The sequence below is a fragment of the Erythrobacter fulvus genome (assembly GCF_028595285.1).
GTDB classification, from domain to species: domain Bacteria; phylum Pseudomonadota; class Alphaproteobacteria; order Sphingomonadales; family Sphingomonadaceae; genus Erythrobacter; species Erythrobacter fulvus.
In genome coordinates this window covers 66,981-92,060 of the sequence record NZ_JAQQXQ010000007.1, presented here as the reverse complement: position 1 = coordinate 92,060, position 25,080 = coordinate 66,981, and the positions used below count along the sequence as shown (strand labels likewise).

The 25,080-nt window shown below is 64.8% G+C and carries 29 protein-coding genes; 19 read left to right on the top strand and 10 right to left on the bottom strand.

The features are described 5' to 3' along the window. The first annotated feature begins 1 nt into the window (after window position 1). The 3 genes from OIK40_RS10370 to OIK40_RS10360 all read left to right on the top strand — a co-directional run bounded on the left by OIK40_RS10370 (window position 2) and on the right by OIK40_RS10360 (window position 1,217). Complete coding sequence (locus tag OIK40_RS10370; RefSeq protein WP_273678256.1) at window positions 2-241, top strand: MoaD/ThiS family protein; 240 nt, start codon at window positions 2-4, stop codon at window positions 239-241. Between the two features lie 22 nt (window positions 242-263). After that, window positions 264-704, top strand: coding sequence for a molybdenum cofactor biosynthesis protein MoaE (locus OIK40_RS10365; protein ID WP_273678383.1), 441 nt, complete (start codon window positions 264-266; stop codon window positions 702-704). Window positions 705-779: 75 nt separating this feature from the next. After that, window positions 780-1,217 (top strand): hypothetical protein, encoded by a 438-nt coding sequence (locus OIK40_RS10360; protein WP_273678255.1) that lies wholly within the window; start codon window positions 780-782, stop codon window positions 1,215-1,217. Window positions 1,218-1,263: 46 nt separating this feature from the next. Here OIK40_RS10360 and OIK40_RS10355 read toward each other — a convergent pair whose 3' ends face one another. Beyond that, window positions 1,264-1,953: a Crp/Fnr family transcriptional regulator gene (locus OIK40_RS10355; RefSeq protein ID WP_273678254.1), complete on the bottom strand. Its 690-nt coding sequence runs from the start codon at window positions 1,951-1,953 to the stop codon at window positions 1,264-1,266. Beyond that, window positions 1,950-2,453, bottom strand: coding sequence for a hypothetical protein (locus tag OIK40_RS10350; protein WP_273678253.1), 504 nt, complete (start codon window positions 2,451-2,453; stop codon window positions 1,950-1,952). The genes OIK40_RS10355 and OIK40_RS10350 overlap by 4 nt, the downstream gene beginning before the upstream one ends. 223 nt (window positions 2,454-2,676) lie before the next feature. On the opposite strand from OIK40_RS10350, the gene rplU reads away from it, so the two are divergent. The 4 genes from rplU (at window position 2,677) to OIK40_RS10330 (ending at window position 4,745) form a co-directional block, all read left to right on the top strand. After that, window positions 2,677-3,054: a 50S ribosomal protein L21 gene (gene rplU, locus OIK40_RS10345; protein ID WP_273678252.1), complete on the top strand. Its 378-nt coding sequence runs from the start codon at window positions 2,677-2,679 to the stop codon at window positions 3,052-3,054. Between the two features lie 15 nt (window positions 3,055-3,069). Continuing rightward, on the top strand, window positions 3,070-3,339 hold the full coding sequence (gene rpmA, locus OIK40_RS10340; protein WP_066532346.1) for a 50S ribosomal protein L27: 270 nt from the start codon (window positions 3,070-3,072) through the stop codon (window positions 3,337-3,339). A gap of 213 nt (window positions 3,340-3,552) precedes the next feature. Continuing rightward, window positions 3,553-4,092 carry a GNAT family N-acetyltransferase gene (locus OIK40_RS10335; protein ID WP_273678251.1) on the top strand — a complete coding sequence of 180 codons (540 nt, stop codon included), beginning with the start codon at window positions 3,553-3,555 and terminating at the stop codon, window positions 4,090-4,092. Between the two features lie 53 nt (window positions 4,093-4,145). Then, a complete protein-coding gene (locus OIK40_RS10330; RefSeq protein ID WP_273678250.1) occupies window positions 4,146-4,745 on the top strand; it encodes a TetR/AcrR family transcriptional regulator in 600 nt (199 codons plus the stop codon). Here the strand turns inward: OIK40_RS10330 and ygfZ are convergent. Next, complete coding sequence (gene ygfZ / locus OIK40_RS10325) at window positions 4,742-5,476, bottom strand: CAF17-like 4Fe-4S cluster assembly/insertion protein YgfZ (RefSeq protein WP_273678249.1); 735 nt, start codon at window positions 5,474-5,476, stop codon at window positions 4,742-4,744. The genes OIK40_RS10330 and ygfZ overlap by 4 nt on opposite strands. Window positions 5,477-5,514: 38 nt before the next feature. Between ygfZ and pyrC the strand changes: the two genes are divergently transcribed. Next, complete coding sequence (gene pyrC, locus OIK40_RS10320) at window positions 5,515-6,552, top strand: dihydroorotase (RefSeq protein WP_273678248.1); 1,038 nt, start codon at window positions 5,515-5,517, stop codon at window positions 6,550-6,552. On the opposite strand, the gene rarD is transcribed toward pyrC, so the two are convergent. Beyond that, window positions 6,549-7,469 carry an EamA family transporter RarD gene (rarD, locus tag OIK40_RS10315; protein ID WP_273678247.1) on the bottom strand — a complete coding sequence of 307 codons (921 nt, stop codon included), beginning with the start codon at window positions 7,467-7,469 and terminating at the stop codon, window positions 6,549-6,551. The genes pyrC and rarD overlap by 4 nt on opposite strands. Before the next feature lie 317 nt (window positions 7,470-7,786). Here rarD and OIK40_RS10310 point away from each other — a divergent pair, with 317 nt between their 5' ends. Next, window positions 7,787-8,500, top strand: coding sequence for a hypothetical protein (locus tag OIK40_RS10310; RefSeq protein WP_273678246.1), 714 nt, complete (start codon window positions 7,787-7,789; stop codon window positions 8,498-8,500). 9 nt (window positions 8,501-8,509) lie between these two features. Here OIK40_RS10310 and astD read toward each other — a convergent pair whose 3' ends face one another. Both astD and OIK40_RS10300 read right to left on the bottom strand, forming a co-directional pair. Beyond that, on the bottom strand, window positions 8,510-9,862 hold the full coding sequence (gene astD / locus OIK40_RS10305; protein ID WP_374211807.1) for a succinylglutamate-semialdehyde dehydrogenase: 1,353 nt from the start codon (window positions 9,860-9,862) through the stop codon (window positions 8,510-8,512). Window positions 9,863-10,030: 168 nt separating this feature from the next. Continuing rightward, complete coding sequence (locus tag OIK40_RS10300; RefSeq protein WP_273678244.1) at window positions 10,031-11,452, bottom strand: protein adenylyltransferase SelO family protein; 1,422 nt, start codon at window positions 11,450-11,452, stop codon at window positions 10,031-10,033. A 92-nt stretch (window positions 11,453-11,544) separates the two neighbouring features. Here OIK40_RS10300 and OIK40_RS10295 point away from each other — a divergent pair, with 92 nt between their 5' ends. From OIK40_RS10295 to OIK40_RS10275, 5 genes are all read left to right on the top strand, one after another. Next, the gene (locus OIK40_RS10295) at window positions 11,545-12,411 is read left to right on the top strand and encodes an alpha/beta fold hydrolase (RefSeq protein WP_273678243.1); all 867 of its coding nucleotides are present in this window, start codon (window positions 11,545-11,547) and stop codon (window positions 12,409-12,411) included. After that, complete coding sequence (locus OIK40_RS10290; protein WP_273678242.1) at window positions 12,408-13,550, top strand: glycosyltransferase; 1,143 nt, start codon at window positions 12,408-12,410, stop codon at window positions 13,548-13,550. Before OIK40_RS10295 ends, OIK40_RS10290 begins: the two co-directional genes overlap by 4 nt. A 168-nt stretch (window positions 13,551-13,718) precedes the next feature. Then, complete coding sequence (locus tag OIK40_RS10285; RefSeq protein WP_273678241.1) at window positions 13,719-14,495, top strand: tetratricopeptide repeat protein; 777 nt, start codon at window positions 13,719-13,721, stop codon at window positions 14,493-14,495. Between the two features lie 25 nt (window positions 14,496-14,520). Continuing rightward, window positions 14,521-15,873, top strand: coding sequence for a PQQ-binding-like beta-propeller repeat protein (locus OIK40_RS10280; protein ID WP_273678240.1), 1,353 nt, complete (start codon window positions 14,521-14,523; stop codon window positions 15,871-15,873). A 55-nt stretch (window positions 15,874-15,928) separates the two neighbouring features. Next, window positions 15,929-17,341 carry a methyltransferase family protein gene (locus tag OIK40_RS10275; protein ID WP_273678239.1) on the top strand — a complete coding sequence of 471 codons (1,413 nt, stop codon included), beginning with the start codon at window positions 15,929-15,931 and terminating at the stop codon, window positions 17,339-17,341. A gap of 4 nt (window positions 17,342-17,345) precedes the next feature. Here OIK40_RS10275 and OIK40_RS10270 read toward each other — a convergent pair whose 3' ends face one another. The 3 genes from OIK40_RS10270 to OIK40_RS10260 all read right to left on the bottom strand — a co-directional run bounded on the left by OIK40_RS10270 (window position 17,346) and on the right by OIK40_RS10260 (window position 19,867). Beyond that, on the bottom strand, window positions 17,346-17,648 hold the full coding sequence (locus tag OIK40_RS10270) for a putative quinol monooxygenase (RefSeq protein ID WP_273678238.1): 303 nt from the start codon (window positions 17,646-17,648) through the stop codon (window positions 17,346-17,348). A gap of 14 nt (window positions 17,649-17,662) precedes the next feature. After that, entirely contained in the window at window positions 17,663-19,033 is a 1,371-nt protein-coding gene (locus tag OIK40_RS10265) for a glutamate--cysteine ligase (RefSeq protein WP_273678237.1), read from the bottom strand. Window positions 19,034-19,111: 78 nt separating this feature from the next. After that, complete coding sequence (locus OIK40_RS10260) at window positions 19,112-19,867, bottom strand: 16S rRNA (uracil(1498)-N(3))-methyltransferase (RefSeq protein WP_273678236.1); 756 nt, start codon at window positions 19,865-19,867, stop codon at window positions 19,112-19,114. Between the two features lie 39 nt (window positions 19,868-19,906). Between OIK40_RS10260 and OIK40_RS10255 the strand changes: the two genes are divergently transcribed. Genes OIK40_RS10255 through OIK40_RS10245 form a run of 3 tightly spaced genes read left to right on the top strand, consistent with a single transcriptional unit; the run spans window position 19,907 to window position 21,832 of the window. Then, on the top strand, window positions 19,907-20,293 hold the full coding sequence (locus OIK40_RS10255; protein ID WP_273678235.1) for a hypothetical protein: 387 nt from the start codon (window positions 19,907-19,909) through the stop codon (window positions 20,291-20,293). Further along, window positions 20,290-21,198 (top strand): 4-hydroxybenzoate octaprenyltransferase, encoded by a 909-nt coding sequence (ubiA, locus tag OIK40_RS10250; protein WP_273678234.1) that lies wholly within the window; start codon window positions 20,290-20,292, stop codon window positions 21,196-21,198. The genes OIK40_RS10255 and ubiA overlap by 4 nt, the downstream gene beginning before the upstream one ends. 4 nt (window positions 21,199-21,202) lie before the next feature. After that, entirely contained in the window at window positions 21,203-21,832 is a 630-nt protein-coding gene (locus OIK40_RS10245) for an SOS response-associated peptidase (protein WP_273678233.1), read from the top strand. Here OIK40_RS10245 and OIK40_RS10240 read toward each other — a convergent pair. Continuing rightward, window positions 21,829-22,200: a VOC family protein gene (locus tag OIK40_RS10240; protein WP_273678232.1), complete on the bottom strand. Its 372-nt coding sequence runs from the start codon at window positions 22,198-22,200 to the stop codon at window positions 21,829-21,831. The two genes, OIK40_RS10245 and OIK40_RS10240, sit on opposite strands and share 4 nt — an antisense overlap. Before the next feature lie 92 nt (window positions 22,201-22,292). On the opposite strand from OIK40_RS10240, the gene soxR reads away from it, so the two are divergent. Next, window positions 22,293-22,745, top strand: coding sequence for a redox-sensitive transcriptional activator SoxR (gene soxR, locus OIK40_RS10235; RefSeq protein WP_273678231.1), 453 nt, complete (start codon window positions 22,293-22,295; stop codon window positions 22,743-22,745). A 124-nt stretch (window positions 22,746-22,869) separates the two neighbouring features. Next, window positions 22,870-25,074 carry a M3 family metallopeptidase gene (locus OIK40_RS10230; RefSeq protein WP_273678230.1) on the top strand — a complete coding sequence of 735 codons (2,205 nt, stop codon included), beginning with the start codon at window positions 22,870-22,872 and terminating at the stop codon, window positions 25,072-25,074. Window positions 25,075-25,080: the final 6 nt, after the last annotated feature.

Below are 25,080 nucleotides of genomic sequence, written 5' to 3'. Positions count from 1 at the left end.
GGTGATCACAGTCGTCCTGCTGGGCAGACTGGCTGACCTTGGCGGCGCGCCGACGTTGTCACTGCCCGCACCGCTCGACTGGGCAGGCCTCCAGGCCGCGCTGCCGCCTGCGCTGGCCGAGGCAGTAAAGAATTCGCGCAACCGCATTGCCGTCAACGGTGTGCTGCTGGCCGAGAAGACCGATTTGCACGCAGGGGACGGCGCCGAAATCGCGCTGCTGCCTCCCGTATCGGGCGGCTGAGTCCGTGTCTGCCCGTCCGCCGATGCGCGATATCCGCCTGCTCGATCAGATGTTCCTTCCGGGCTTGCTGATCGGTCCCTTTACTCAGGCTAACAAGGGGATGGGCGGGGTGTGCACCTTTGTGGGCGAGGTGCGCTCCGACACCGGCGTCGAGGCGCTCGAACTCTCGCACTACGAACCGCTCACCCTGCCGGGGATGCACGGCCTGGCCGACCGTGCCTTTGCCCGCTTCAGCCTGATGGGGCTCCTGATGGTCCACCGCGTCGGCCTGATGCGCCCGGGCGAGCCGATTGTGTGTGTGTCCGCTGCCGCGCTTCACCGCCGCGACGCGATCGACGCGGTCGATTTCTGCATGGACCACCTGAAAAGCGCGGCATGGTTCTGGAAACGCGAAAAGCGGGTCGGCGAATGGCACTGGATCGAACCGCGCGATCAGGACCACAGCGATCTTGCCCGCTGGTAGGGCGCATTTGATCCGGATCAAGGCACGCCGGGGTGCGCCCGGATAATCCTTCTCTTCACAAGAGGAGGATCACCCATGAGCCATATCGTCCATGATCTTATCGCGCGCGGCGATGCACGCATTGTCGACCAGCCCGAAACGCAGCCCGTCCGGCATCAGGTCGAGGTTGATCGCAATTTCGGCCTGCCCACGGTGTTCTACGCGGCCATGGCGGCTTGTTATGCCGGCTTTCTGGTGATCACCGTAACCGCGTTCGCCAGCCCTCTGCTGATCGTACCGATGGCGGTGATCGGACTGTTTCTGGTGATGTTCTTCGGCATCCCCACTGTCTGGACCCGCTTCCGTGGCAATGACAGCAGCCCCGAGACGCTCGGCGAGTTCGAGGTGAAGGGCATCATGACCAATACCGGCCCGCTGCATCCGCGTGATGCGGCAACGCAGATGCTGATCTTGCCGGTGCTGCTGGTGCTGTGGGGTCTGGCGGTGGTGACTATCGCCGCGATCGTCACCTGACCGGTGCAGAATTAAACTCCCCGACTGCGGGGCGGTGGCTTCGGGCTTACCGCCCCGAAATTTCTTGCAGCAGGTCTGCATCGCGGATGATGATGCCGCGCTTGCCTTCGCGCTGGATTGCGCCGGTATCCTCCAGCTCGCCGATCTTGCGGCTGACGGTTTCGATCGTGAGGCCGAGCATGTTGGCAATCTCGCCGCGCGTGAGCGGAAGATCGAAGCGCTGGGCCAGATGGCATGAGCTGTCGCTCGCAGCGGCAGCGAAATCGTGCAGCAGCGCGGCAAGGCGCGCCTCGGCGCTGGCATGGCCGGTGAGTTCAAGCAGCGTGCGCGTCGCCAGCAGATCGGCCTGACTGCGACGCAGCAGCGCACGGGCAAGTGCGGGATAATCCTCGATCGCGCGTTCGATGTCGCGCTTGGCGAAGGTGCACAGCCGGCTATCGGTCAGCGCCACCACGTCATGGTGCGCGAAAGGCGCGAACAGCTCGCCGATAAATCCGGCGGGATGGACAAGTGCCAGGATCTGCTCGTTGCCATCGGCGTCGATTGCCGAGACCTTGAGCGCCCCGGTCAGCAAGGTCGCGCATGCGGCATCCTCGTCCCCCGCGGCGAACAGCATCTCGCCGCGCTTGAGCGTGCGCGTCCGGCCGGCGGCCGCCATCGCGTCGCGTTCTTCGGGCGTCAGCACGGCGCAGGCGGCGGTTTCCTTGACCGGACAGGTGCTGCAGGCAAGGTTCATTGTCCCATCGTCTCCCACAAACGCGCGATAGCCGCGTCCTCGCTGCTCACCAGAACGGCAACCTGTTTGCGCGCGGTGTCGATCTCGTTGACCGGGGCAAAGGTGGTGGAGGCCCGGGCGGCCAGCAGGTCGAGATCGGCGAGCGCGCCCGAGGTTGCGGCGCGCTGGGCGGCAAGATCGGCCATGGCCACCAGCGCGGCACCGCGGGCGTCGCTTTCGATCGGCTGGCCGGCGGCAGCCCGCGCCAGCCGCGCGGCACCGGGTTCCTGCCGGGTGAAGCCTTCGTGGGATAGCGTTGCGCGTTCGACCAGCGCGGCGATCGTCGCGGCATCGGCAACGTCAGGGGCCGGTGCGGGGGGAGTGGTGGGCTGGCTCGCCGGGGATGCCGTCTCAAACGGACGCATCGAAAGCGAGGGATAGCGCGCATCGTCGCCCGCACAAGCACACAGGCCTGCGGTCAGCGGCAGCAGCAGATAGATTTTCCGTCGCACAAGCATCATAGACCCCGGCACCCGTTACCACGCTGTCCGCCAATGGCAAAGCCAAGTGTCGGAAAGGCCAAACGCGATTTTTGCCGCGCGGAGCCGTTGACTTGGCCGCACCTTTCCCCTAACGGCACCCATCTTTCCGGAGGCAGCATTCTCGCCGCTTCCGCATTGCTGTCTGGTTGGCATGGTGCGCCACGCTCTTCCGGACACAGCACAGACACGAGAGTATAAAGCCATGTTCGCTGTAGTGCGCACTGGCGGCAAGCAGTATCGGGTTGCCGCCGGAGACAAGATTGCCGTTGAAAAGCTCGCAGGCGAAGCCGGCGACACGATTACGCTGGGCGATGTCCTGCTGGCCGGTGAGGGCGAAACCCTTGCCGACGCCGCGAAGGTGACCGTCTCGGCGGAAATCATCGCCCAGGCGAAGAGCGAGAAGGTGGTCGTATTCAAGAAGCGTCGCCGTCACAATTATCGCCGCAAGAACGGCCACCGTCAGCAGATGACCCTGCTGCGCATCACCGCCGTGGACGAAGGCAAGCCGGCTGCCAAGAAGGCCGCCGCCAAGAAGACCAAGACCGAAGCGCCGGCCGAAGCCGCCGCCTCGGCCGAATAAGGAGTTCGCTGAGCCATGGCACACAAGAAAGCAGGCGGTTCGTCGCGTAACGGTCGTGATTCGGCCGGTCGTCGCTTGGGCGTGAAGAAGTTCGGCGGTCAGGAAGTGATCGGCGGCAACATTATTATTCGCCAGCGTGGCACCCGCGTCTATCCCGGCGTCAACGTCGGTATGGGCAAGGATCACACCCTCTATGCGCTCGACGCAGGCGTGGTGCGATTCCACTCGGGTAAGCTTGGCCGCAAATACGTGTCCGTAGACGCGATGGCCGAAGCAGCCGAATAAGCGGATGATCCGATAAAGGGATCGTCCGAACAGGACGGTCCCGGCAGGTGCAAGACCTGCCATGAGAGGGAGACAGGACCGTCCTCGCCAGAGGGGGTCCGTCTCCCTTTTTGCATTCTCCCTCACTGCTTGTCAGCGAATCATAAAGTTTCGCGGCAATGAAATTGTCATGCGTCTGCCCTAGGGGCTGCGCAGGCGAGGAAGGGAGTTCTCGTGTTCCATCGCAGTCACAGATTGCTGCTCCGGCCGATCTGGCCCGAGGATTCGCAGGCGCTGCAGGCGGGAATCGCCGATGAGGGCGTGGTGCGCAACCTTGCGCGTGCGCCGTGGCCTTATGGCGAACAGGACGCGCGTGACTTCGTAGCGCTGCCGATCGATCCCTTTTATCCCCGCTTTCTCATTACCCGTGCCCGCGATGCGGCGGTGCTCGGTTGCATTGGCATCGACGCCACGGAACGGCCCGGCACGGTTGAGCTCGGATACTGGATTGCGCGGCCTTACTGGGGCCAGGGCTTTGCGACCGAGGCAGGCGCGGCGGTACTTGGCATGGCCCGCACGCTTGGCCACGACGAAGCAGTCGCAGCACATTTTCTCGATAATCCGGCTTCGGGCAAGGTGCTGAGAAAGCTGGGTTTCGAGCCGACCGGGCAGGTTGCCATGCGCCATTCCTGCGCGCGCGGTCACGAAGTCGAGGCAGCAGGGTACCGTCTGCGGCTGGACATCGCGGGGGGCGCACGCCAACGCGCCGCCTGACCGTTCGGCCCGTACCGCTTGTCGATCCCCGAAAATGGGATTACGCGCCACGCATGAAGGCCACGCGTAAACGTCTCACCCCTGAGGAATCGCGCAGTTCCGCGCTCGACGCGGCGCGTGCGCTGTTGATCGAGACGGGGCCGCAATCGGTAACGCTGAAAGCAGTCGCGTCGCGTATCGGCCGCACGCATGCCAACCTGTTGCACCATTTCGGGTCGGCGTCCGGCCTGCAAAAGGCGCTGGCCGAACATATCGCGCGTTCGGTGTGCGAGACGATTATCGAGGCTGTGCGCGCGAGCCGCGCCGGGCTGGGTTCCCCGCGCGAGGTGGTCGATCTGGCCTTCGACGCCTTCGACCGCGAAGGGGCGGGCGCGCTGACAAGCTGGATGCTGCTGACCGGAAACGAGGATGCGCTCGATCCGATCATCTCGACCATCCATGATCTTGTGGACGAGATCGCGCCCGAAGAAGCCAGTCACGGCATCGAGCCCGGGCGCATTCACGGCGATACGTTGACGCTGGTGCTCATGGCGCTGGGCGATGCGTTGATCGGAGGGGCGCTGGCCAAGTCGCTCGGCCTGCAGCGCGACGCCGCGCGCGAGCGGGCGACCGCAATGCTCGAGGCCAGCCTCGCCGACTACCAGCAGGACTAGGCTTCGGTCTGCACCACGCCAACGCGCTGCCAGGGAGGCAGGGTATCGGGATCGATGCCGTCTACCCGCAAATGATCGACCGCGAGACCGAGCGCGGGATATTCGGCCACCCGCCGCGCCTGGTCCGAATCGGTTAGCGGCACCACGACCAAACGCCGGTTGACCTTTTGCCGCCAGTTCATGCGCGCGGTGTTTTCCTGCCCGACATAGCAGCCCTTGGTAAAACTGACGCCGTTCAGTTCGATCGCGTTGGTTTCCAGCCACAGGATCTCGCCAAGTTCCGCGCGGCCTTCCGGGACGCCGAGCGCGAGACGATGCGCCCGCCATGCCGAATCGGCGCTCTCGCCGCTCAAGGGAGCAAGCCAGCGATACCCGAGTCCCGGCAGGCGAGGATCGGCCGTCGCACCTTCATGCGCTTGCGTGCTCCAGTGAACTGCCAGCGAATCGTCGCGTGCAATCGCTATCTTGCGCCGCAGCCGGTAGAGCGTGAGGCGCTTGGCGAGATCGTCGGCCAGCGCCGCCTCGCAATCGATGAGGAAATCGCTCCCGTCGCCCCACACCAGAAAATCGAACATATGCTTGCCCTGCGCGGTCAGCAGCGCAGCGTAGCAGGGCAGGGGCCCTTTCACATCATTGGTGACGAGGCCTTGCAGGAAGGCGGCGACGTCCTCGCTGTCGTCCAGCGCGGAGAGGCGGATCACGGCCCGTTCGTTCAGCAGCGTTGCAGTCATGCGTGACAGATAGGATCGCACATCGCTAAGGGGAAGCCATGACCGACAGCATCACTATCCGCCGCCCTGACGACTGGCACCTGCATTTCCGTGATGGCGATGTGATGCGTGAGGTGGTGCCCTATACCGCGCGCCAGTTCGCCCGCGCGATCGTGATGCCCAACCTTACGCCGCCGGTGACGACCACCGAACTGGCGGCGGCCTATCGCGATCGAATTCTGGCGGCGGTGCCTGCAGGGGTGGACTTCACCCCGTTGATGACCTGCTATCTCACCGACAACACCGATGCCGACGATCTGGCACGCGGGGCCGCAAAAGGTGTGTTCACCGCGGCCAAGATGTATCCCGCCAACGCCACGACCAACTCGGCCGCGGGCGTGACAAATGTCGAGAAGCTCTACCCTGTGCTGGCGCGGATGGAGGCCGAAGACATCGTGCTGTGCATCCACGGCGAGGTGACGGATCATGCGATCGACGTGTTCGACCGCGAGAAGGAATTTATTGACAGGCACTTACGAGCGATTGCTGCAAACTTTCCTAAGCTAAGGGTGGTGTTCGAACATATTACCACGTCGGACGCGGTGGACTTCGTGATGCAGGCCGGACCGAACGTGGCTGCCACCATCACCCCGCAGCACCTCCACATCAATCGCAATGCCATGCTGGTGGGCGGGATCCAGCCGCATAACTACTGCCTGCCCGTCGCCAAGCGCGAGAGCCACCGGCTGTCGTTGCGCAAGGCGGCTACAAGCGGCTCGCCGAAGTTCTTCCTAGGCACCGACAGCGCGCCGCACCTGCGCAGCGCCAAGGAAAGCGCTTGCGGGTGTGCCGGCATCTTCGGTGCGCCCTATGCGCTTGAAAGCTACATCACCGTGTTCGACGAGGAAGGTGCGCTCGACCGGTTCGAAGGCTTTGCCTCGCTCCACGGGCCTGCGTTCTACAAGCTGCCTGTGAACGAGGCGACGGTGACGCTCGAACGGGCTGAACTGGCGGTGCCACCCTGCCTGCACGTCACCGGAGAGGAAATCGTCCCCTGGCACGGCGGCCAGACGCTGGGGTGGAAGTTCGTCGGCTAGACAGACCGGCGCGCGGCGCGGCGCTTGGCCAGCAGGTCGGTGACGAATACCCCGACAGCAATCCAGATCAGCACGAAGCTGGCGAGCTTGGTGGCCGCCAGCGGCTGGTGGAATACGGTGAGACCGAGGAAAAAGACGATCGTGGGCGCCAGATACTGGATGAAGCCGAGCGTCGAATAGTCCATCCGCCGCGCCGCAATCGCGAACAGCAGCAGCGGCACCGCGGTGACCACGCCCGAGAATATGATCGCAAGGCTGAGAAACGTGTCCTGCCCGAAGGACGAGCCTTGCGGGCCGCCCGCATACCAGATCGCGATCGCGCTTGCAGGCAGCAGCAATATCGCGCTCTCGATCGTCAGGCCGGGCAGCGAGCCCACCGAAACCTGTTTGCGCACAAGCCCGTAAAGCCCGAAGCTGAAGCCGAGTGTGAGGCTGATCCAGAGGCTGGTGATCGCTCCTGCCGCCAGCAGCGCGACTGCGGTGCCTGCAATCGCCACGGCCACCCACTGACGGCGCGACAGTTTTTCGCCGAGAAACAGCGTGCCCAGCAGCACGTTGATCAGCGGGTTGAGATAATAGCCGATACTGGTCGCATAGACCTCGCCCGCCATGATCGCCCAGATATAGACGAACCAGTTGATCGCGATCAGCACCGAGCTTGCCAGCAGCGCGAGCAGAGTGCGCGGGCTGCGCAGCGCGACGAACAGCTCGCCGAACTGGCGCCGGAAGGCGACGATCAGCAGGCACAGCGGCAGCGTCCAGACGATCCGCCACCCGACGAATTCGAACGGCGGCACGCTTTTCACCAGCAGGAGGTAAAGCGGCAGAAATCCCCAGATGACATAGGCTCCGATCGCCGGAGCAAGGCCTGATGGTGCCTTGTCGGCTGTGTCGGCGGAAGGAGCTGCGGCGGTCATGGAGCGCTGCCGTTAGGCCCCGTCGCCCTGCCGTGCAAGCGGGCAAATCGCCCGCGCTGCCATGAACACGAGCTTTCAACTCCGCGCCCGATTCGTTCAGGTTTGACGATATATACATGAACAATATCACGGGTGCCGCTGCCCAATCCCTCTCCGGGTGTGCGGTCTCGGTCACTTGCGGTCGTTCCCACCAAGCGACCGCCGGCGCGGGCCAGCCGGTTCGCGGGAAGCGCCTCCGGAGCCTCATTGCCCCGGAGGCGCTTTCGACAGGGGCAGGGGACAACCAATCTTAACCAAGTTCTGGCAAGGGGGGCAGGATGCGCCGCTTCTATGCCCTGTTGCCCTTGCCTGTGCTGCTTGCGGCCTGTTCAGCCGCGCCCGAAGCTGGCGGCCAGGGCAATCCCGTCGCGCGCGATCCGGTGGTGGCACGCGCGCTAAACGATCCGCTGATGAGCGATCCCGATCTCTCCGCGCGCAACGAAGCCAACGCGCTGCTCGGCTTTGCAGACCAAAGCGCCTTGCCGCTGATCCCCGCAACGACGGACAGTGCACAGGAAGCGCGTGAGGCCGGACGGCTGGAACTGCTGGATGGTGGCAGCATTCCACCGCTACCGCGGCCGGTGGACGGACGCGGACCGCTCTCCGCACCAGTGGCGACCGCAAGAGATGGGCTGGCCGCGCTGGGCGCCCCTGCAAACTGTCTTGGGGCGCTGACCGAGGATTTCCGCTGGGCGGCCGACTTGCCGCAAGCGGCGGTAATCATGCCGTATGGCATGGTGGTTCAGGCGGGCGGTGCCGATACCGCGGGCTGCGGCCTGCGCATCATCCGTTACCAGACCCAGGCTGCGCCCGAGGACGTGCTGCAATACCACTATGTCCGCGCTGGCAGAGCCGGACTTAGCCCTGTTCGTCATGCCGAGGGCGGAGACAGTATCGCGGGGCGTGCGGACGATGGCGAGGCGCTGGTGGTCGCAGTGCGCAAAGCCGCGGGCGGCATGACCGCCGTCGATCTGTTTTACCGTTCTCGCTGAGGCGGGGCCTTACGGTCTCAGCCCGACTCCGATGGTTGCGCGCGGCTGGTCCATTTCGGTGCTGGCGACCGGGTAGGCGCAATAATCGGCCGCGTAGTAGGCCGCCGGACGATGATTGCCCGACAAGCCGATCCCGCCGAAGGGGGCATTGGACGATGCCCCATTGGTGGGTCTGTTCCAATTGATGATCCCGGCGCGGATATTGGCCCAGAACCGCCCGTAATCATCCGGCGTGCCGCCGATCAGCGAGGCGGAGAGACCGAAGCGGGTATTGTTCGCCTCGGTAATCCCCGCGTCGAGATCGGGCACCCGGATTACTTGCAGGATCGGCCCGAACAGCTCGATATCGGGGCGGTCGGGAACATCGGTGACGTCGATGATGCCCGGCGTCAGGAACGGCAGGTCGGGCACGGTGCGGCGCATGTGCAACAGCGGCCTGCCGCCCGCCGTGATCAGCGTAAGGAAGCTTTCCATCAGCCGGTCGGCTGTTTCGTTGTCGATCACCGGCCCCATGAAAGGCTGCGGCTCGCCCAGTGGATCGCCCACCATCAGCTTGCGGGTCAGGGGCAGCAATTCAGCCATAAGATCGTCGTAGAAGCTGTCCTTGACGATCAAACGCCGCGCGGCGGTGCAGCGTTGCCCGGCACTGGTAAACGCGCTCTGCACGATCAGCGTTGCGGCATCGGCCACTTTGGGTGTGTCGATCACGACGATCGGGTTGTTTCCGCCCATTTCCAGCGCCACGATCTTGCCGGGATTGGCGGCGAGTTTGCGGTTGATCGCGATCCCGGCATTGGCCGATCCGGTGAACAGCACCCCGTCGACCCCGGGATGCGCGACCAGAGCCTTGCCTTCCTCCGGTCCGCCGATCACCAGCTGAACCACATCTTCGGGCACGCCTGCGCGATGCAGGCATGCGACCAGCGCCTCGCCCACCGCCGGGGTTTTCTCCGAAGGTTTGAACAGCACCGCATTCCCCGCGATCAATGCCGGCACGATGTGTCCGTTCGGCAAGTGGGCGGGGAAATTATAGGGGCCCAGCACTGCCATCACACCGTGCGGTTTGTGCCTTACGGCTGCGCTGCCGTTGATGCCGGCGTCGAACTTCTTCTTGCCCGTGCGTTCGGCATAGGCCTGCACCGAGATATCGACCTTGTTCACCACGGCATCGACTTCGCTGCGTGCTTCCCAAAGCGGCTTGCCTGCCTCACGCGCGATCAGTTCAGCCAGCGGTTCGGTTTCGCGGCGCACCTCGTTGGCGAAGGCCCGCAGGGCCTCGATCCGGTTGAGAAGCGGCTGTGCGGCCCACGCCGCCCATGCCCGGCGTGCCGTGGCGACTGCGGCATCGACATCGCCGTGCATCCCGCGCCATATTTCCTCGCCGCTGGCGGGCTCGAAGGAAACGAGGATGTTGTCGGTCACGATGCCTTTCTTCCCCCTGCGAAGATATGATCCGGTTGCGTGTTAAGGGGTTAATGCGCCGAAAGGTGAAAAGATAGGGTGAACGCTGCCCCGTGCCAAACCTAGGGATTAGCCGCTAGTCAGGTGTCCGGAAGGGGCTGGCGCGGGGCCGTGCGCTTCTCCCATCCGGCGCAGGGCTGCGACCTTGGCATGGAGCGGGGCCCAGTCGTCATCCTTGTCGATCGCCGCCCAGATTTCCTCGACTTCCTCGATAAGCATGGATTGCGGTGTAGCGTCCGACCAGTAGGCGTGGCTGGAATCGCGCGGGGTATAGTCCGCCAGCGCCTCGCCCAGTTCACCCTCCGCTGCGCCGCGCCCGCCACGGTGCGCGAAGAAGAAGGCATCGGGCTGAAGCTCGCCTTCACGCATCGCGGCCTCGCACAGGCTGACGAGCCGGGTGTCTTCCTCGAGGCCGCGCGACTCCACACCCAGACGCCAGCACCACCGCCGTGCCACGGCTGCCATATACAGCGGCCCGAAACGTTCCAGAGCGGCGATCAGTGGCGCGCTTTCGGCCAGCAGGCGCAGCGCAACCGCGAACTGCCCGCAGTTCCAGTGCAGCGCCTCTGGCTGGCGGCCGAATGCATAGAGCCCGGCATGGTCGAAATAGGCAGCGGTGAAGCCGGGATCCCATTGCGGCAGCCAGCGCCAAGGGCCGTAATCGAAGCTTTCGCCCGTCACGTTCATGTTATCGGTGTTGAGCACCCCGTGGACGAATCCGGCTACCATGTAGCTTGCAGCGAGATCGGCCATGCGTTCCACCACCTGATGCATCAGCCGGACAGCGGGTTCATCGCGGGCGGGAGCATCGTCGGGCGGGGGCGGGCCGGGGAACTGCGCGAGACAGTAATCGACCAGCTGCGCCATCTCGTCCGCCTGTTCCAGCGCCAGCAGCCGCTGGAACGTCCCGATACGGACGTGCGAGTGGCTGAGGCGCACCAGCACTGCCGATCGCGTCGGGCTCGGCTCGTCATTGCGCCACAGCTTTTCGCCGGTTTCGATCACGCTCAAGGTTTTCGAGGTGTTGACCCCCAGCGCCTCCAGCATTTCGGTGGCGAGAATTTCGCGCACTGCGCCCTTCAGCGTCAGCCGCCCGTCGCCCGCGCGGCTGTAGAGGGTGGTGCCGGATCCTTTGGTTCCCAGATCGAGCAAGCGGTCGGCCTTGTCTCGCAGCTGTGCGAACAGGAAACCCCGCCCGTCGCCGATCTGGGGGTTGTACACCCGGAACTGGTGGCCGTGATATTTCAATGCCAGCGGCGCGGGCAGGTTGCCGTCAAGCGGCGCGAAGCGGCCGAAATGCGCCGCCCATGCCGTATCGTCCAGATCCGCCAGACCCACGCTGGCCGCCGCGCGATCATTTCTGAAGCGAATGCGGGTTTCGGGGAAGTCTGCCGGCTCGACGGCATCTCCAAGCCACGGGGCGAGCGCAAGCACCGCGGGATCGCCGCGATAGGTGCCGGATGATGTCGGGTGTTGCACAGCTTCGTTCATCCCGCGATAGTGGGCACAAGCGCGCCCGTGCGCAAGCTGCCTGCCAGGGTGGCATCGCGGGCGACACCCGGACCGAAGGAATATCGCCGTTCATGGCTGCACAATACGAAGATCGCTACTGGACCAGCAGCGACGGGCTGAACCTGCATTACCGCAACTATCCCGGGCCCGAGGGCGGTTCGGCCTTGCCGGTGCTTTGCCTTCACGGGTTGACCCGCAATTCCCGCGATTTCGCCGGACTGGCGGATGATCTGGCTGCCCGTCATCGGGTGATCGTGCCCGAAATGCGCGGGCGCGGCCTTTCCGACTATGCGCCGGATTCGGACAGCTACAATCCGCTGGTCTATGTCGAGGATGTCGAGCGGTTGCTGGCCGAAGAGGGCATCACCCGCTTTATCGCGATCGGCACATCGATGGGCGGGCTGATGACGATGCTGTTGGCCCAGGCGAAGCCGGGGCGGATCGCGGCGGTGGTGATGAACGATATCGGCCCGGTGGTCGAGGCCGAGGGGCTGGGGCGCATATCCGGCTACGTCGGGCAGGGTCGCAGCTATCCTACTTGGGTGCATGCTGCACGCGGGCTGGAGGCGGTGCATTCCCCGGCCTTTCCCGATTACAATCTCGACCAATGGCTCGAAATGGCCAAGCGCACCATGGTGGTAAGCCAGAATGGCCGCATCGCCTTCGACTATGACATGGCGATCGCCGAACCTTTCGGAAAACCGGGCAATGCCGCGCCGCCCAACTTGTGGCTCGCCTTCGAGGCGCTGGCGGGCGTGCCGATGCTGCTGGTACGCGGCGAGCTTTCGGACTTGCTGACGGCCGAAACGGTCAAGCAGATGGGGGTCAGGAATCCGGCGATGCGATCGATCACCGTACCGCGGGTCGGCCACGCACCCACACTCGACGAACCCGAGGCGCGGGCAGCGATCCATGCGCTGCTGGACGGTATCGAATGAGCGTTAGTGGCGGAGCCGCATTGCGCGTGCTCCATTGCCATTCGACCTTCGCCGCCGGGGGCAAGGAAGTGCGCAGCGTGCGGCTGATGAATGCCTTCGGCGCGGCGATGGAGCACATCATCGTTTCCGCCGAACCGGATGCGACGGGCGCGCGCGCGCTGATCGCTCCGGGCATAAAGGTGCGGTTTCCCGCGAATTTTCCCGCGCTGAAGGGCCTTCCCACGCCGGGCCGGCTGGCCACGCTGGGAGAGGCGCTGAAGGGCTACGATCTGGTCTGCACCTATAACTGGGGCGCGATCGACGTGGCGATGGCGCATACCACTTTCGCGAAAAGTTTTCGCCTGCCGCCACTGGTGCATCACGAGGACGGCTTTAACGAGGACGAGGCGGGTGGTCTGAAAACCCGGCGCAACCTTTATCGCCGTGCGGCGCTGAGGGGTGCGGCGCGGGTGATCGTTCCCTCTACCGGCCTTGAACAGATCGCAACCGGCCCTTGGGCGCAGCCGCCGGAAAAGGTGCTGCGGATCGCCAACGGGATCGACACCGCCGCCTTCGCCGCGCCGCCCAATCCGGCTGCGCTGCGACTGATCAAGCGTGAGGGCGAGCGCTGGATCGGCACACTGGCGGGCCTGCGTCCGGTCAAGCAGTTGCCCTTGCTGGTCAAAGCCATGGCGGGCCTGCCGGAGGAATGGCACCTTGTGATCTGCGGCGAGGGGCCGGAGCGTGAGACGATCGCCGCCGCTGCCGACGCGCTGGAAGTCAGCCACAGGGTGCATCTGCCCGGCGCTGTGGCCGATCCGGCGCAGATCATCGGCCTGTTCGACATTTTCGCGCTGTCATCGGCCTCGGAGCAGTTTCCGCTCTCGGTGGTAGAGGCGATGGCGGCGGGGTTGCCGGTCGCCGCGCCCGATGTTGGCGACGTGCGGCAGATGGTGGCCGAACCGAACCGCGCCTATATCGCGGTGCCGAACGATGCACAGGCGCTGGGCACGATGCTGGCCGACCTCGCCGCCGACGCGGATTTGCGCAGCCGGATCGGCGCGGCCAACTGGGAGCGCGCGCGGGCGCAGTACGACGCGGCACAGATGGTGGCGCGGTACCGCGCGGTCTATGCAGCAGCGATCGGACGCGATTTCTGACCAGTCACGCTTCATCCGTGGTTCAAATCCGCTTGTCCACATGTCTTCGCATAGGGGCAGGAACGGGCGCGACCGGCATTGCGGAAGCGTCCGCACCTGCCTAAAGAGCGCGGCTGACCTGCTTGCCGCTGCGCAAGGCAATTCTTGCTACAAGGACACGAGAGCCGAATGGCGCGCACTCCGACCACCCCTTCTGTTCCTGCCGAGGCTCCGGCCGAGGACGATATCCTGATCCGCGAGATCGACGAGGCCGTGCGGCAGGACGATGCGCTGGAATTTCTGCGCAATCACGGAGCCAAGCTGCTGGGCGCGATTATCGTGCTGATCGGCGGGCTGGGCGGTTATCTGCTGTGGGACCATTTCCGCGAGAGCGAGCTTGAAGGGCAGTCGGAAGCGCTTGTTTCCGCGCTCGATTATGCCGGACAAAACGATTTCAAGACCGCTGACGAAAAGGTCGCCGCGCTGCTCGACGACGGTTCGCCCGGTGCCCGTACCGCCGCGCGCCTGCTGCAGGCGGGCGCGGCGCTTCAAGCGGGAGAGGTTGAAAAGGCCGCCGGGCTTTACCAGCAGGTTGCCGCCGATGAACAGGCGCCGCCCGCCCTGCGCGATCTGGCCCGCATCCGCGAAGTCGCCGCGCAGTACGATAGCATGAAGCCCGCCGATGTGATCGCCAAGATCGCGCCGCTGGCCGAGCCGGACAGCCCGTGGTTCGGCAGCGCCGCCGAGCTGCTGGCGATGGCGCATCTGGAAAACGGCAACAAGGCCGAGGCCGGCAAGCTGTTCGCGCAGATCGCCAAGGATGAGGAACAGCCCGAAACCCTGCGGTCGCGCGCGCGCCAGATGGCGGGCCTGCTGGGCGTGGATGCCATTGTTGATGTCGAAAAACTGCTGGAAGCCGAAGGGGTCGCGTCCGGGGGGAATGGCGGCGCAGCCGTCACCGAATGAGGATAAAGGTTTGAAACGGACGGGTATGAACAACTTCACGACTGCACGCGCCGCCTTGCTGGCGGGCATGATGGCGATGGCGCTGACGGGCTGCAAAGGCGGCCTGTTCGGCGGCGGCGACAAGGACAAGACCACGCCGACCGTGGGCAACCGCATGCCGATCCTGTCGCGCATCGAAAGCGGGGCGGAAGTCGATCCTGCGCTGGCTTCGATCAGCGTGGTACTGCCACCGGCGCGCGCCAATAGCGAATGGTCGCAGGTCGGCGGGTCGGCCAGCAAGTCCTATGGCCACCTCGCCCTGGCGGAAAACCCCGCCAAGGCATGGACCGCGCAGATTGCCGGATCAAGCAACCGCGAAAGGCTCGCTGCCGCGCCGGTGATCGGCGGCAACAAGCTGTTTGCCGAAGGCACCGATGGCACCATCCACGCCTTCGACAAGAAGACCGGCGCACGGCTTTGGAGCCGCACGGCCGGCGACGACATGACCAAGGACATGCGTCCTTCGGCCTTCGGCGGCGGGGTGAGCTTCGATAGTGGCAAGCTCTACGCCACCAATGGCGTTGGCGAGGTCAAGGCGCTCGATGCCGAAACCGGCGAGGTGCTGTGGAAGGTGACGCCCGCAGGCCCGCTGCGCGGTTCGCCCACCATCGCCTTCGGCCAGCTGTTCGTGATGACCCAGGACAACCAGATCATCGCGCTGAATATCGCCGATGGCTCCCTGGTGTGGGACGAGAGCGGCTCCACCACCCAGTCCGGCGTGTTCGGCGTGGCTGCGCCTGCCGCGGGGCAGGGCACCGTGATCGCCGGCTATTCCAGCGGCGAGCTTAGCGCCTACCGCTATGAAAACGGCCGCGTGCTGTGGTCGGACGCGCTGGCGCGCACCAATATTTCGACCACCGTGGGTTCGATCACCGATATCGACGCCGATCCGATCATCGATTCGGGCCGCGTCTATGCACTCGGGCAGGGCGGACGCATGGCGGCCTATGAACTGGTCACCGGCCAGCGCATCTGGGAACTGAACCTTGCCGGCATCTCGACCCCGGCAATCGCGGGCGAGTGGATCTTCACGCTGACGGACGATGCGCGCCTGCTTGCCATCGCCCGGTCGAGCGGGCGCGTGCGCTGGATCACCCAGTTGCAGCGCTATCGTGACGAAAAGGACAAGAAAGGCCCGATCTTCTGGACCGGTCCGGTCCTGGCCGGCGGACAGCTGTGGGTTGCCAGTTCGCGCGGCGAGGTGTGGAAAATCAGCGCAGGCGAGGGTTCGGCGCAATTTTTTGCCGACATCGGCGAAGCGGTCAGCCTGCCCCCGGTGGTGGCGGACGGCCATCTCTACATCCTCGACGACGGCGGCACGATCCACGCCTGGCGCTGATCCGCGCAGCAGACGGGAAGGGGTGTTAACCCTTTTGCGCTAGGGCGGGCGCGTGATGAGCGCGCTCTATTTGTCCGATAAGTCCACACGGCCCGCCCTGCCGCGCAGCGACGTGTCGGCGGGTGTGGGGATTGCCGGGCTGGCCGGACTCTTCGCGTGGATCGCCTTTTGCCGCTCCTATCCCGAAATCGCCGCGGCACTGGGCCTTGACGGCGTATTTGCTCCGGAGCGCGGCGTGTTGTCCGGGCCATATGCCGCACTCGCAGCAATGCTGTTTACCGCCGTACCGATGGTGCTTTGGTCGGTGCTGGTGGACAAGGTGCACCTGCGCCCGTCGACCGGGATCGACTGGAGCCAGCGGCGGCCTTTATCTGAAAGCCTACCGGTTTCGGTGGTCAAATTGTCGGGCCTATGGGCGACATGGGCGCTGCTCGCCGCGTTTTACGCTCTGGCGCGCTGGTATTGGAACGGCTCATACCTGTTCGCGATGGAGGTGCTGACTTTCGCCGCAGCGCCGCTGGTCGCGCTGTCGATTCCCTATGTCGTCTGGCTTGATCGCCACATGGTGAACCCGCGCGACGGAACATGGCATTTCGGCGCATTCCTGCTTGGACTGGGAGTGATCGGGCGCGAGACGTGGGACGGTGCGCAGATTGCGAAACACTGGCGTGCCTGGGCGATCAAGGGGTTCTTCGGCGCCTTCATGATCTCGATCCTGCCACCCGGCTTCGCACAGGTGGTAGAGGCCGATCCGGCGCAATTGCTGGGCAACCCGGTGCAATTCGTCATGCTGCTGGTGACGCTGCTGTTCGTTATCGACGTGCAGATCGGCACTGTGGGCTATCTGCTGACGCTGCGCCCGCTGGATTCGCACATCCGCTCGGGCAATCCCTTCCTCGCCGGCTGGGTGGCTGCGCTGCTGTGCTATCCGCCGTTCGTCTGGGGCCTCATCGGCCCGGACAACCAGATCCTGAGCTACGAATTCGGCACCCCCGGCTGGGCGCACTGGTTTGCGGGAAGCGAGGCGCTGCTGTGGGCATGGGGCGCTTTGCTGGTGATGCTCACCGGCATCTATGCCTGGGCGACGGTGGTATTCGGGATCCGCTTTTCCAACCTCACCTATCGCGGCGTGCTGACCCACGGGCCGTACCGTTTCACCCGCCACCCGGCCTACTTGTCGAAGAACCTGTTCTGGTGGGCTTCGGTGCTGCCGTTCCTCGTCACCTACGGCTCGCCTTTCGATGCGCTGCGCAACACGGTGTTCCTGCTGGTGGTGAACGCGATCTATTACTGGCGCGCGCGCACCGAAGAAGCGCACCTGCTGGCCGAGGATCCCAAATACCGCGAATATCACGCGTGGATGGCAGAGCATGGCCTCATCACCGCGCCGCTGGTGCGGATTGGGCGGATGATCACGGGAACGCCGCGTCCCGCCGCGCCGCAAAGCTACGCTCACCCGGCGGAATAGCCCGTCACATCACCGGCGCGCCGTCGTCGGCGTGATATTTGACCGCTTCGATCACCTTGAAATCCAGTTCCGCGATCGCAGCACCAAAGGCGGCCATGTGCGGCGTGGCGAAATGCGCGGCGAGCGCCGCTTCGTCCTGCCATTTCTCGACGATATGCAGCACCGATGGATCGAGCACATCCTGCGTAAAGGCATAGGCGATGCAGCCTGCTTCCGCGTTGGAGGCGGCGACCATGTCGGCAATCGCTGCGCGCGCGGCATCGATCGCGCCTTCGCCCAGTTTCGCCTTTGCCAGAACGATCAGCATGCCTTCGGTCTCCGTCAGAAGGATTGTTCGTAAACCCGCGAAATATCGCCGTTCCATTCGCCATGATAGGCGTCGAGCAGACGCTGGGCCGGAACCTTGCCGGTCGCCACGATCTCGTCGAGCGTATCGAGGAAGCCGGTCTCGTTATCACCGCTGGAATTGAGCCGGGCGCGCGCCGCCAGCCCGCGATGGGCGATTTTCAGCGCCTCGCGCCCGATGTCGCGCAGGGTGCCGCCGCCGGGGACGGGCGCATCAAGCGCCAGCTTGGGCGCGGCGCTGCGCAGCGCCTCGCGTTCTTCCATCGTCCAGTGCTTGACCAGATCCCACGCCGCATCGAGCGCGGTTTGATCATAGAGCAGCCCGACCCAGAAGGCAGGCAGGGCGCAAATCCGGCTCCACGGGCCGCCATCGGCACCGCGCATTTCGAGGAAGCTCTTCAATCGCACTTCGGGGAAGGCGGTGGACAGATGATCCCACCAGTCGCTCTGCGTAGGGCGCTCGCCGGGCAAGACGGACAGTTTCCCCTCAAGAAAATCGCGGAAGGAAAGGCCTGCCGCGTCGATATATTTCCCGTCACGGAAGACGAAATACATCGGCACGTCGAGCATGTATTCGGCCCAGCGGCCATAGCCGAAGCCGTCCTCGAACACGAAGGGCAGCATGCCCGTGCGTGCCGGATCGGTGTCCGACCAGATATGCGATCGGTAGGACAGGTAACCGTTGGGCTTGCCTTCGGTGAAGGGCGAATTGGCGAACAGCGCGGTCGCCAGCGGTTGCAGCGCAAGGCCGACGCGGAATTTCTGCACCATGTCGGCTTCGGAGGAATAGTCGAGATTGACCTGGATGGTGCAGGTCCGCAGCATCATGTCTAGGCCGAGATTGCCGACCCGCGGCATGTGCCGCAGCATGATGTCATAGCGGCCCTTGGGCATAATCGGCAGTTCTGCGCGCGTCTTGTCCGGCCACATGCCAAGCCCGAGATAGCCGACACCGCACTTTTCGCCGACCGCCTTGACCTGTTCCAGATGCCGCCCCGTCTCGGCGCAGGTCTGGTGCAGGTTTTCCAGCGGCGCGCCGGAAAGTTCGAGCTGGCCCGCCGGTTCGAGACTGATCGCCCCATCCGCGCCTTTGAGCGCGATGACCTTGCCGCCTTCCTCGACCGGCTGCCATCCGAACTGTTCGAGGCCTTTGAGCAGGTCGCGGATGCCGCAAGGTTCGTCATAGGACGGCGCGCGGTGATCGTCGCGCTTGTAGACGAGCTTTTCGTGTTCGGTGCCGATGCGCCAGTCGGCGGCAGGCTTTTCGCCCTTGATCATCGGTGCGACCAGCTGGTCGAAACTTTCGATGACGGGATCGTCGGCGGTGGATGCTTCGCGTGTGCTCATCGGGGAGGCCCTCTTTGATCGGTGGCCTTAGGAAACCGGATTGCCGGTGGGAAGCGCAAAACGCATCTGTGCGTGTCGCTACCAGTCGCCGGCGTTCGCCATCCAAACGGCAATTGCGGCAAGAGCGGCGGTCTCTCCCCGCAGGATGCGCGGGCCGAGGCTGATCGGGCGGGCCTGCGGGTGCGCGCGGATGGCGGCGCGCTCGGCTTCGTCGAACCCGCCTTCCGGGCCGGTCAGGATTGCCGCAGGGCCGGAATGGGCGGCAAAGGCGGCGGCGGCAGGTTCACCCCCCTGTTCTTTGGCATCCTCGTCCGCGAAAAACAGCGCACGGTCTTCGGGCCAGTCGGCCAGCAGCGTGCCGAGCTTCATCGGCTCATCCAGCGCGGGCAGGGCGGTTCGGGCGCATTGTTCGGCGGCTTCGGTGGTGATCGCGCGGGCGCGTTCGAGATTGAGCTTGTCCGCCACGCAGCGGCGCGTGACGATCGGCTGGATGCGCGCCACGCCCAACTCGGTCGCCTTTTCGAGCACGAGGTCGAAGCGGTCTTTCTTGAGCAGCGCGGGGCACAGCCACAGGTCGGGCACGGCCTCGCGTTCGCGCAGGCGTTCGGTTACCTCCAGCACCACATCGCGTTTTCCCGCATCGCTGACCCGCGCGGCCCATTCGCCGGTTTGGTCGTCGCAAAGAATCACGATGTCGCCCGCAGCCACGCGCATGACGCGGGCGAGGTAATGCGCGGGATTGCCTTCGATCCGCACGCTGGCGCCATCGGCAAGCACCTGCGAAACGAACAGGCGCGGTGCGCTTTTCGGAGGCCAGGCGGGCGTTGCGGGCATGGCTTTGCACTAAGCGCTTGCCCCGCTAGGGAGCAAGAGATGTCCGCGCGCACCGCACAATTCCTGATCGCTTTCGTATTTCTGGCGCTTGGCGGCTGGGCGCTGTTCGCGCCTGCCAGCGTGATCGAACTGGCGGTGACCGAAGCCTATCGGCAGGATACCTTTCTGGCCCGCTTCACCATAGCCTGCTTCGGCGCGCAGGCGGTGCTGTTCGGCCTGATGGCGTTGGCGGTGCGCTGGAGCGCGCGGGCGTTTCTGGTCTTCGCGGTGCTGCTACTGCCGTTCTTCGGCTTCAACTGGTATTTCCATTACGAAGTGCCTGTGCTGACGTCGATCGGGATGCTCGACTTCGCGGGGAACGTCACGATGCTGGTGCTCGCGATCATTGGCTGGCGCGCGGCACGGGGCGAGGAGGCACAGGCATGAGCGAACAGATCGTTCCCGACAGCGAACACCGCGGCCTTGTCGCGCGCCTGCCGCAGCTTCCGCGCGATCTTGCGCTGCTGGCACGGTTCGACCGGCCGATCGGCTGGTGGCTGCTGTTCTGGCCCTGCGTGTTCGGGGTGTGGCTGGCGGGCGCAGGCGCACAATGGGCGCTGCTCGGCTGGCTGCTTGTCGGCTCCATCGCCATGCGCGGGGCGGGGTGCGTCTATAACGATATCGTCGATGCCGATCTCGATGCGAAGGTCGCACGCACTGCGGCCCGTCCTGTCGCGAGCGGGCGGGTGTCGAAGAAGCTCGCCTGGGGCTGGTTGGTCGCGCTGTGCCTCGTCGGACTTCTTGTGCTGCTGCAACTGCGCTGGGAAGCGCAGCTGGTGGCGCTCGGCAGTCTGGCGCTGGTTGCCGCCTATCCCTTCATGAAGCGCATCACCTGGTGGCCGCAGGCATGGCTGGGGATGGTGTTCAACTGGGGGCTGCTGGTCGGCTGGGCCGAACTGCGGCTCGACAACTGGGATGCGCTGGCGGCGGTCTATGCCGGGTGCATCGCATGGGTGATCGGATACGACACGATCTACGCGCTGCAGGACCGCGAGGATGATGCGATGGTCGGCATCCGCTCTTCCGCGCTGGCGATGGGCGCGCGGGTACAGGCGGGGATTGCGGCGTTTTATGCCGCAGCCGTGGGCCTTTGGGCGCTGGGTTTCTGGCTCTACCGGCCCGATCCTGTTGCGCTCCTCGCGCTCATGCCGGTGGCGTGGCATCTGGCGTGGCAGGTGGTCACGCTCGATGCGGAGGATCCCGCCAACCCGCTCGACCGGTTCCGTTCCAACCGCTGGGCGGGGGCGTTGATGGCAGCGGCGTGCTTCGTGGTGGGCAACGCGGGGGCCTGAGGCAATGTGCAACCTTTACCGCATGACGAAGAACGCGACCGAGGTGGCCGCGTGGTTCGATGCGGTGGAGGGGGCGGGCGGTGCCAATTTCGGCGCGGAAGTCTATCCCGGCTATCCGGGGCTGGTGGTGGCCGAGGGGCAGGTGCGGACGATGACCTGGGGCTTTCCGCTGGTGCTGACGGGGAAGCAGGGCCAGAAGCTGAAGCCCAAGCCTGTCAACAATGCGCGAACCGACAAGCTCTCCACCTTTTTCTGGCGCCATTCCTTCGAAGAGCGGCGCTGCCTGATCCCGCTGACCGGCTGGGCCGAGGCGCAGGGGGCGAAGGGACGGATGACGCGCACATGGTTGAGCCTGCCCGATACGGCGCTGTTCGCCGCCGCCGGGGTGTGGCGGCCATCAGACGAGTGGGGCGCGTGCTATTCCATGGTGATGACCGACAGCGCCGGATCGGCGGCCGAGGGCGTGCATAGCCGGATGCCGGTACTGCTTGCGCTCCAAGACTACAGCGCATGGGTAGGCGGCACGCCGGAGGAGGCGCTGTCGCTGTGCCGTCCGTGGCAAGGGGACATCACCATCGACCGCACGCAGCAGCCATGGGCGAGGGGCGCGAGCGAGCAACCGGGTCTCCTTTAAGCGTAGCTGACCAGTTCGAATTCGATCCCGTCCCAGTCGAAGAAGTAGAACCGCCGCCCCGGTTCGTAATCGGCGTGGCTGAAGGGTTCGAGCCCGGCTTCGCGCACGATAGCCTCGGCGGCGTCGAGATCGTCGACCACTATTCCGACATGGTTGAGCGGCTGGCCCTTGGCAAAGCGATCGACCGGCGCACCATTCGTGTAGACGGCGATGTAATCGCGATCGCTACCGACATGGATGGTCTCTCCGCCCATTTGTGCAGGGCCGCGCCAGCGGATGTGCCAGCCCAGCAGCTTTTCAAGCAGCGCGGCGCTGCGTTCGATATCGCTGACGGTGATATTGACGTGTTCGAGATAGCCGTTGGCCATGGGAAGATCCTTTCTTGCGGGGTTGCGAATCAATCGGCTTGCCCAAGGTGCAATCTCAACCTAACTTGAGGTCAAGCTTATTCGGAGATGCCATGACGGCCCGCCTTAAACCCTCCGACCTTCTCTCCATCGGAGAAATCGCGCGCCGCACCGGCCTCAGCGTTTCGGCGATCCGGTTCTACGAGGACAAGCGCCTGATCGAACCGGTGCGCACCGGCGGCAACCAGCGGCGCTTCCTGCGTTCGGACATCCGGCGTTTGAGCTTTATCCTGATCGCCCAGCGGCTCGGCCTTTCGCTCGGCGAGATCGAGGCGCAGCTTGCAACGCTACCACAGGGCCGCACCCCCACGGCGCGTGACTGGCAGGCGATCAGTCAGGCGATCCGCGCGCATCTTGATGCCCGGATCGCCGAACTTACCCGTACCCGCGAAAGGCTCGACGGCTGTATCGGCTGCGGGTGCCTCAGCCTTGAACATTGCGCGATCTGGAATCCGGAAGATCGCCTTGCCGGAGAGGGGCCGGGGCCGCGAAAACTGGTCGGATAGGCGGCCCGATCAAGCCCGCTTGCAATTCCCGGTCATACCCTGTTCAAGAGCGCGCGTGCATGAGACCCGCGAAACGTTGCAGCTATGCAGCGATGCGCAAACGACCCGAGAGAGACTTTTCCTTATGACGACCCGCAATTTCGTTTCTGCCCTGTCCACCGTATCCGCCGCCGCACTGATGATCGGCCTTGGCGCCGTGCCGCAGGCCGCGCTGGCCCAGACCGCGCCCGCCGCGAGCCCTGCAATCCCCGAAGGCACGGGCTATTTCGCAGCCGACAGCACGCTGCCTTTCCTTGCGCCGGATTTCACCAAAATCACCGAGGATGATTACATCCCCGCCTTCGAACAGGGCATGGCGATCCAGAAGGCCGAAGTCGCCGCGATCATCGCCAACCCGGAAAGCCCGAGCTTCGACAACACCATCGTCGCGCTGGAAAAATCGGGCCGGATGCTCGGCCGCGTGGCGCGCGTTTTCTATGCGCTGACCGGTGCCAACACCACCGACCGGCTTGACGAGATCGACACCGAAATCAGCCCCAAGCTTTCGGCTCACCAGGATTCGATCACGCTCAACCCCGAACTCTTCGCGCGGGTGAAGGCGGTCTACGACGCGCGGGACACGCTCGGCCTGTCGCTGGAAGAATCGCGCCTGCTGGAAGAAACCTACAAGCGCATGGTCCACGCCGGCGCGCTGCTGACCGAGGCCGAGCGCGAGCAGGTGAAGGCGATCAACAGCGAATTGTCGACCCTCACCACCCAGTTCGGCCAGCAGGTGCGCGCTGCCACCAACGGCCAGCCGCTGATCGTCGACACCGCAGAAGAACTGGCCGGGCTTTCGGATGCCGATATCAAGGCCGCCGCCGATCTCGCCGCGGAAAAGGGCTTCCCGGGCAAGTATGCCATCGCGTTGCAGAACACCACGCAGCAGCCGCTACTGCCCACGCTGGAAAACCGCGCCACCCGCGAGGCGCTGTTCAAGCTCAGCTTTAACCGTGCCGACGGTGTGAAGGCCGATCACGACACCCGCACGCTGGTGGCCAAGATCGCCGCGCTGCGCGCCGACAAGGCCGCCTTGTTCGGCGAACCCGACTGGGCCAGCTACACCATGTATGATCGCATGGCGAAGAAGCCCGAAACCGCGTTGGGCTTCATGGAGCAGATGGTCCCGGCGCTCGCTGCCACGCAGCGCCGCGAGGCCGGGATGCTGAACGAGGTGATCGCGGCCGATGGCGGGAATTACGAGGTCAAACCGTGGGACTGGTACCGCTATGCCAACCGCATCAAGGCCGAACGTTACGACCTCGATGAAGATGCGGTGGCGCAGTATTTCCAGCTCGACAAGGTGCTGGAAGACGGCGTGTTCTATGCCGCGAACAAGCTCTACGGGCTCAGCTTCAAGCGTCGCACCGATCTGCCGACCTATCACCCCGATGTGTGGGTCTACACAGTCTATGACGCCGATGGATCGGAACTCGGCCTGTTCTACTTCGATCCGTTCCAGCGTCCGTCAAAGCGCGGCGGCGCGTGGATGAGCAACTTCGTCGACCAGAGCTATCTGTGGGGCACCAAGCCGGTGATCTACAATGTGCTCAACATCCCCAAGGCCGCCGAGGGCGAAGTGCAGCTCGTCAGCTTCGATGATGTCAGCACCACCTTCCACGAATTCGGCCATGCGCTGCACGGCCTGTTCGCCGACCAGAAGTTCGAAAGCCTCTCGGGCACGGCCACGGCGCGCGATTTCGTCGAATATCCGAGCCAGGTCAACGAGATGTGGGCGACCGATCCGGAAGTGCTGCAGAACTATGCCAAGCACTACAAGACCGGCGAAACCATTCCGATGGCGCTGGTCGAAAAGATCGATGCGGCGTCGAAGTTCAACCAGGGTTACGACTTCGGCGAGGTCGTGGCCGCCGCATTGCTCGACATGAAGTGGGCTGCGCTGACGCCGGAACAGGCCGCCGAAATCGATACGCCCGACAAGGTCGATGCCTTCGAACGCAAGTCGCTGGAGGAACTCGGGCTGGAGATCGATCTGGTGCCGCCGCGCTACCGTTCGACCTATTTCAACCACATCTTCAGCGATCCGGCGGGCTATTCGGCAGGCTATTACAGCTATCTTTGGACCGAAATGCTCGACCGCGACAGCCGCAAGTGGTTCCGCGACAATGGCGGGCTGACCCGTGCCAACGGCGATCACTACCGCAAGACCGTGCTGAGCCGCGGCGGGACGATGGACTATTTCGAAATGTTCCAGAATTTCGCCGGTCGCCAGCCCGACGTGCAGCCGATGCTGGAGGCCCGCGGTCTTGCCGGGGGCGAGGGCGAGTAAGACCCG

Coding starts and splice junctions, on each gene's coding strand:
- OIK40_RS10365 (WP_273678383.1), top strand. CDS start 264: ATGCGCGATATCCGCCTGCTCGATCAGATGTTCCTTCCGGGCTTGCTG.
- OIK40_RS10360 (WP_273678255.1), top strand. CDS start 780: ATGAGCCATATCGTCCATGATCTTATCGCGCGCGGCGATGCACGCATT.
- OIK40_RS10355 (WP_273678254.1), bottom strand. CDS start 1,953: ATGAACCTTGCCTGCAGCACCTGTCCGGTCAAGGAAACCGCCGCCTGC.
- OIK40_RS10350 (WP_273678253.1), bottom strand. CDS start 2,453: ATGATGCTTGTGCGACGGAAAATCTATCTGCTGCTGCCGCTGACCGCA.
- rplU (WP_273678252.1), top strand. CDS start 2,677: ATGTTCGCTGTAGTGCGCACTGGCGGCAAGCAGTATCGGGTTGCCGCC.
- rpmA (WP_066532346.1), top strand. CDS start 3,070: ATGGCACACAAGAAAGCAGGCGGTTCGTCGCGTAACGGTCGTGATTCG.
- OIK40_RS10330 (WP_273678250.1), top strand. CDS start 4,146: ATGAAGGCCACGCGTAAACGTCTCACCCCTGAGGAATCGCGCAGTTCC.
- ygfZ (WP_273678249.1), bottom strand. CDS start 5,476: ATGACTGCAACGCTGCTGAACGAACGGGCCGTGATCCGCCTCTCCGCG.
- pyrC (WP_273678248.1), top strand. CDS start 5,515: ATGACCGACAGCATCACTATCCGCCGCCCTGACGACTGGCACCTGCAT.
- rarD (WP_273678247.1), bottom strand. CDS start 7,469: ATGACCGCCGCAGCTCCTTCCGCCGACACAGCCGACAAGGCACCATCA.
- OIK40_RS10310 (WP_273678246.1), top strand. CDS start 7,787: ATGCGCCGCTTCTATGCCCTGTTGCCCTTGCCTGTGCTGCTTGCGGCC.
- astD (WP_374211807.1), bottom strand. CDS start 9,862: ATGCACGGCGATGTCGATGCCGCAGTCGCCACGGCACGCCGGGCATGG.
- OIK40_RS10300 (WP_273678244.1), bottom strand. CDS start 11,452: ATGAACGAAGCTGTGCAACACCCGACATCATCCGGCACCTATCGCGGC.
- OIK40_RS10295 (WP_273678243.1), top strand. CDS start 11,545: ATGGCTGCACAATACGAAGATCGCTACTGGACCAGCAGCGACGGGCTG.
- OIK40_RS10290 (WP_273678242.1), top strand. CDS start 12,408: ATGAGCGTTAGTGGCGGAGCCGCATTGCGCGTGCTCCATTGCCATTCG.
- OIK40_RS10285 (WP_273678241.1), top strand. CDS start 13,719: ATGGCGCGCACTCCGACCACCCCTTCTGTTCCTGCCGAGGCTCCGGCC.
- OIK40_RS10280 (WP_273678240.1), top strand. CDS start 14,521: ATGAACAACTTCACGACTGCACGCGCCGCCTTGCTGGCGGGCATGATG.
- OIK40_RS10275 (WP_273678239.1), top strand. CDS start 15,929: ATGAGCGCGCTCTATTTGTCCGATAAGTCCACACGGCCCGCCCTGCCG.
- OIK40_RS10270 (WP_273678238.1), bottom strand. CDS start 17,648: ATGCTGATCGTTCTGGCAAAGGCGAAACTGGGCGAAGGCGCGATCGAT.
- OIK40_RS10265 (WP_273678237.1), bottom strand. CDS start 19,033: ATGAGCACACGCGAAGCATCCACCGCCGACGATCCCGTCATCGAAAGT.
- OIK40_RS10260 (WP_273678236.1), bottom strand. CDS start 19,867: ATGCCCGCAACGCCCGCCTGGCCTCCGAAAAGCGCACCGCGCCTGTTC.
- OIK40_RS10255 (WP_273678235.1), top strand. CDS start 19,907: ATGTCCGCGCGCACCGCACAATTCCTGATCGCTTTCGTATTTCTGGCG.
- ubiA (WP_273678234.1), top strand. CDS start 20,290: ATGAGCGAACAGATCGTTCCCGACAGCGAACACCGCGGCCTTGTCGCG.
- OIK40_RS10245 (WP_273678233.1), top strand. CDS start 21,203: ATGTGCAACCTTTACCGCATGACGAAGAACGCGACCGAGGTGGCCGCG.
- OIK40_RS10240 (WP_273678232.1), bottom strand. CDS start 22,200: ATGGCCAACGGCTATCTCGAACACGTCAATATCACCGTCAGCGATATC.
- soxR (WP_273678231.1), top strand. CDS start 22,293: ATGACGGCCCGCCTTAAACCCTCCGACCTTCTCTCCATCGGAGAAATC.
- OIK40_RS10230 (WP_273678230.1), top strand. CDS start 22,870: ATGACGACCCGCAATTTCGTTTCTGCCCTGTCCACCGTATCCGCCGCC.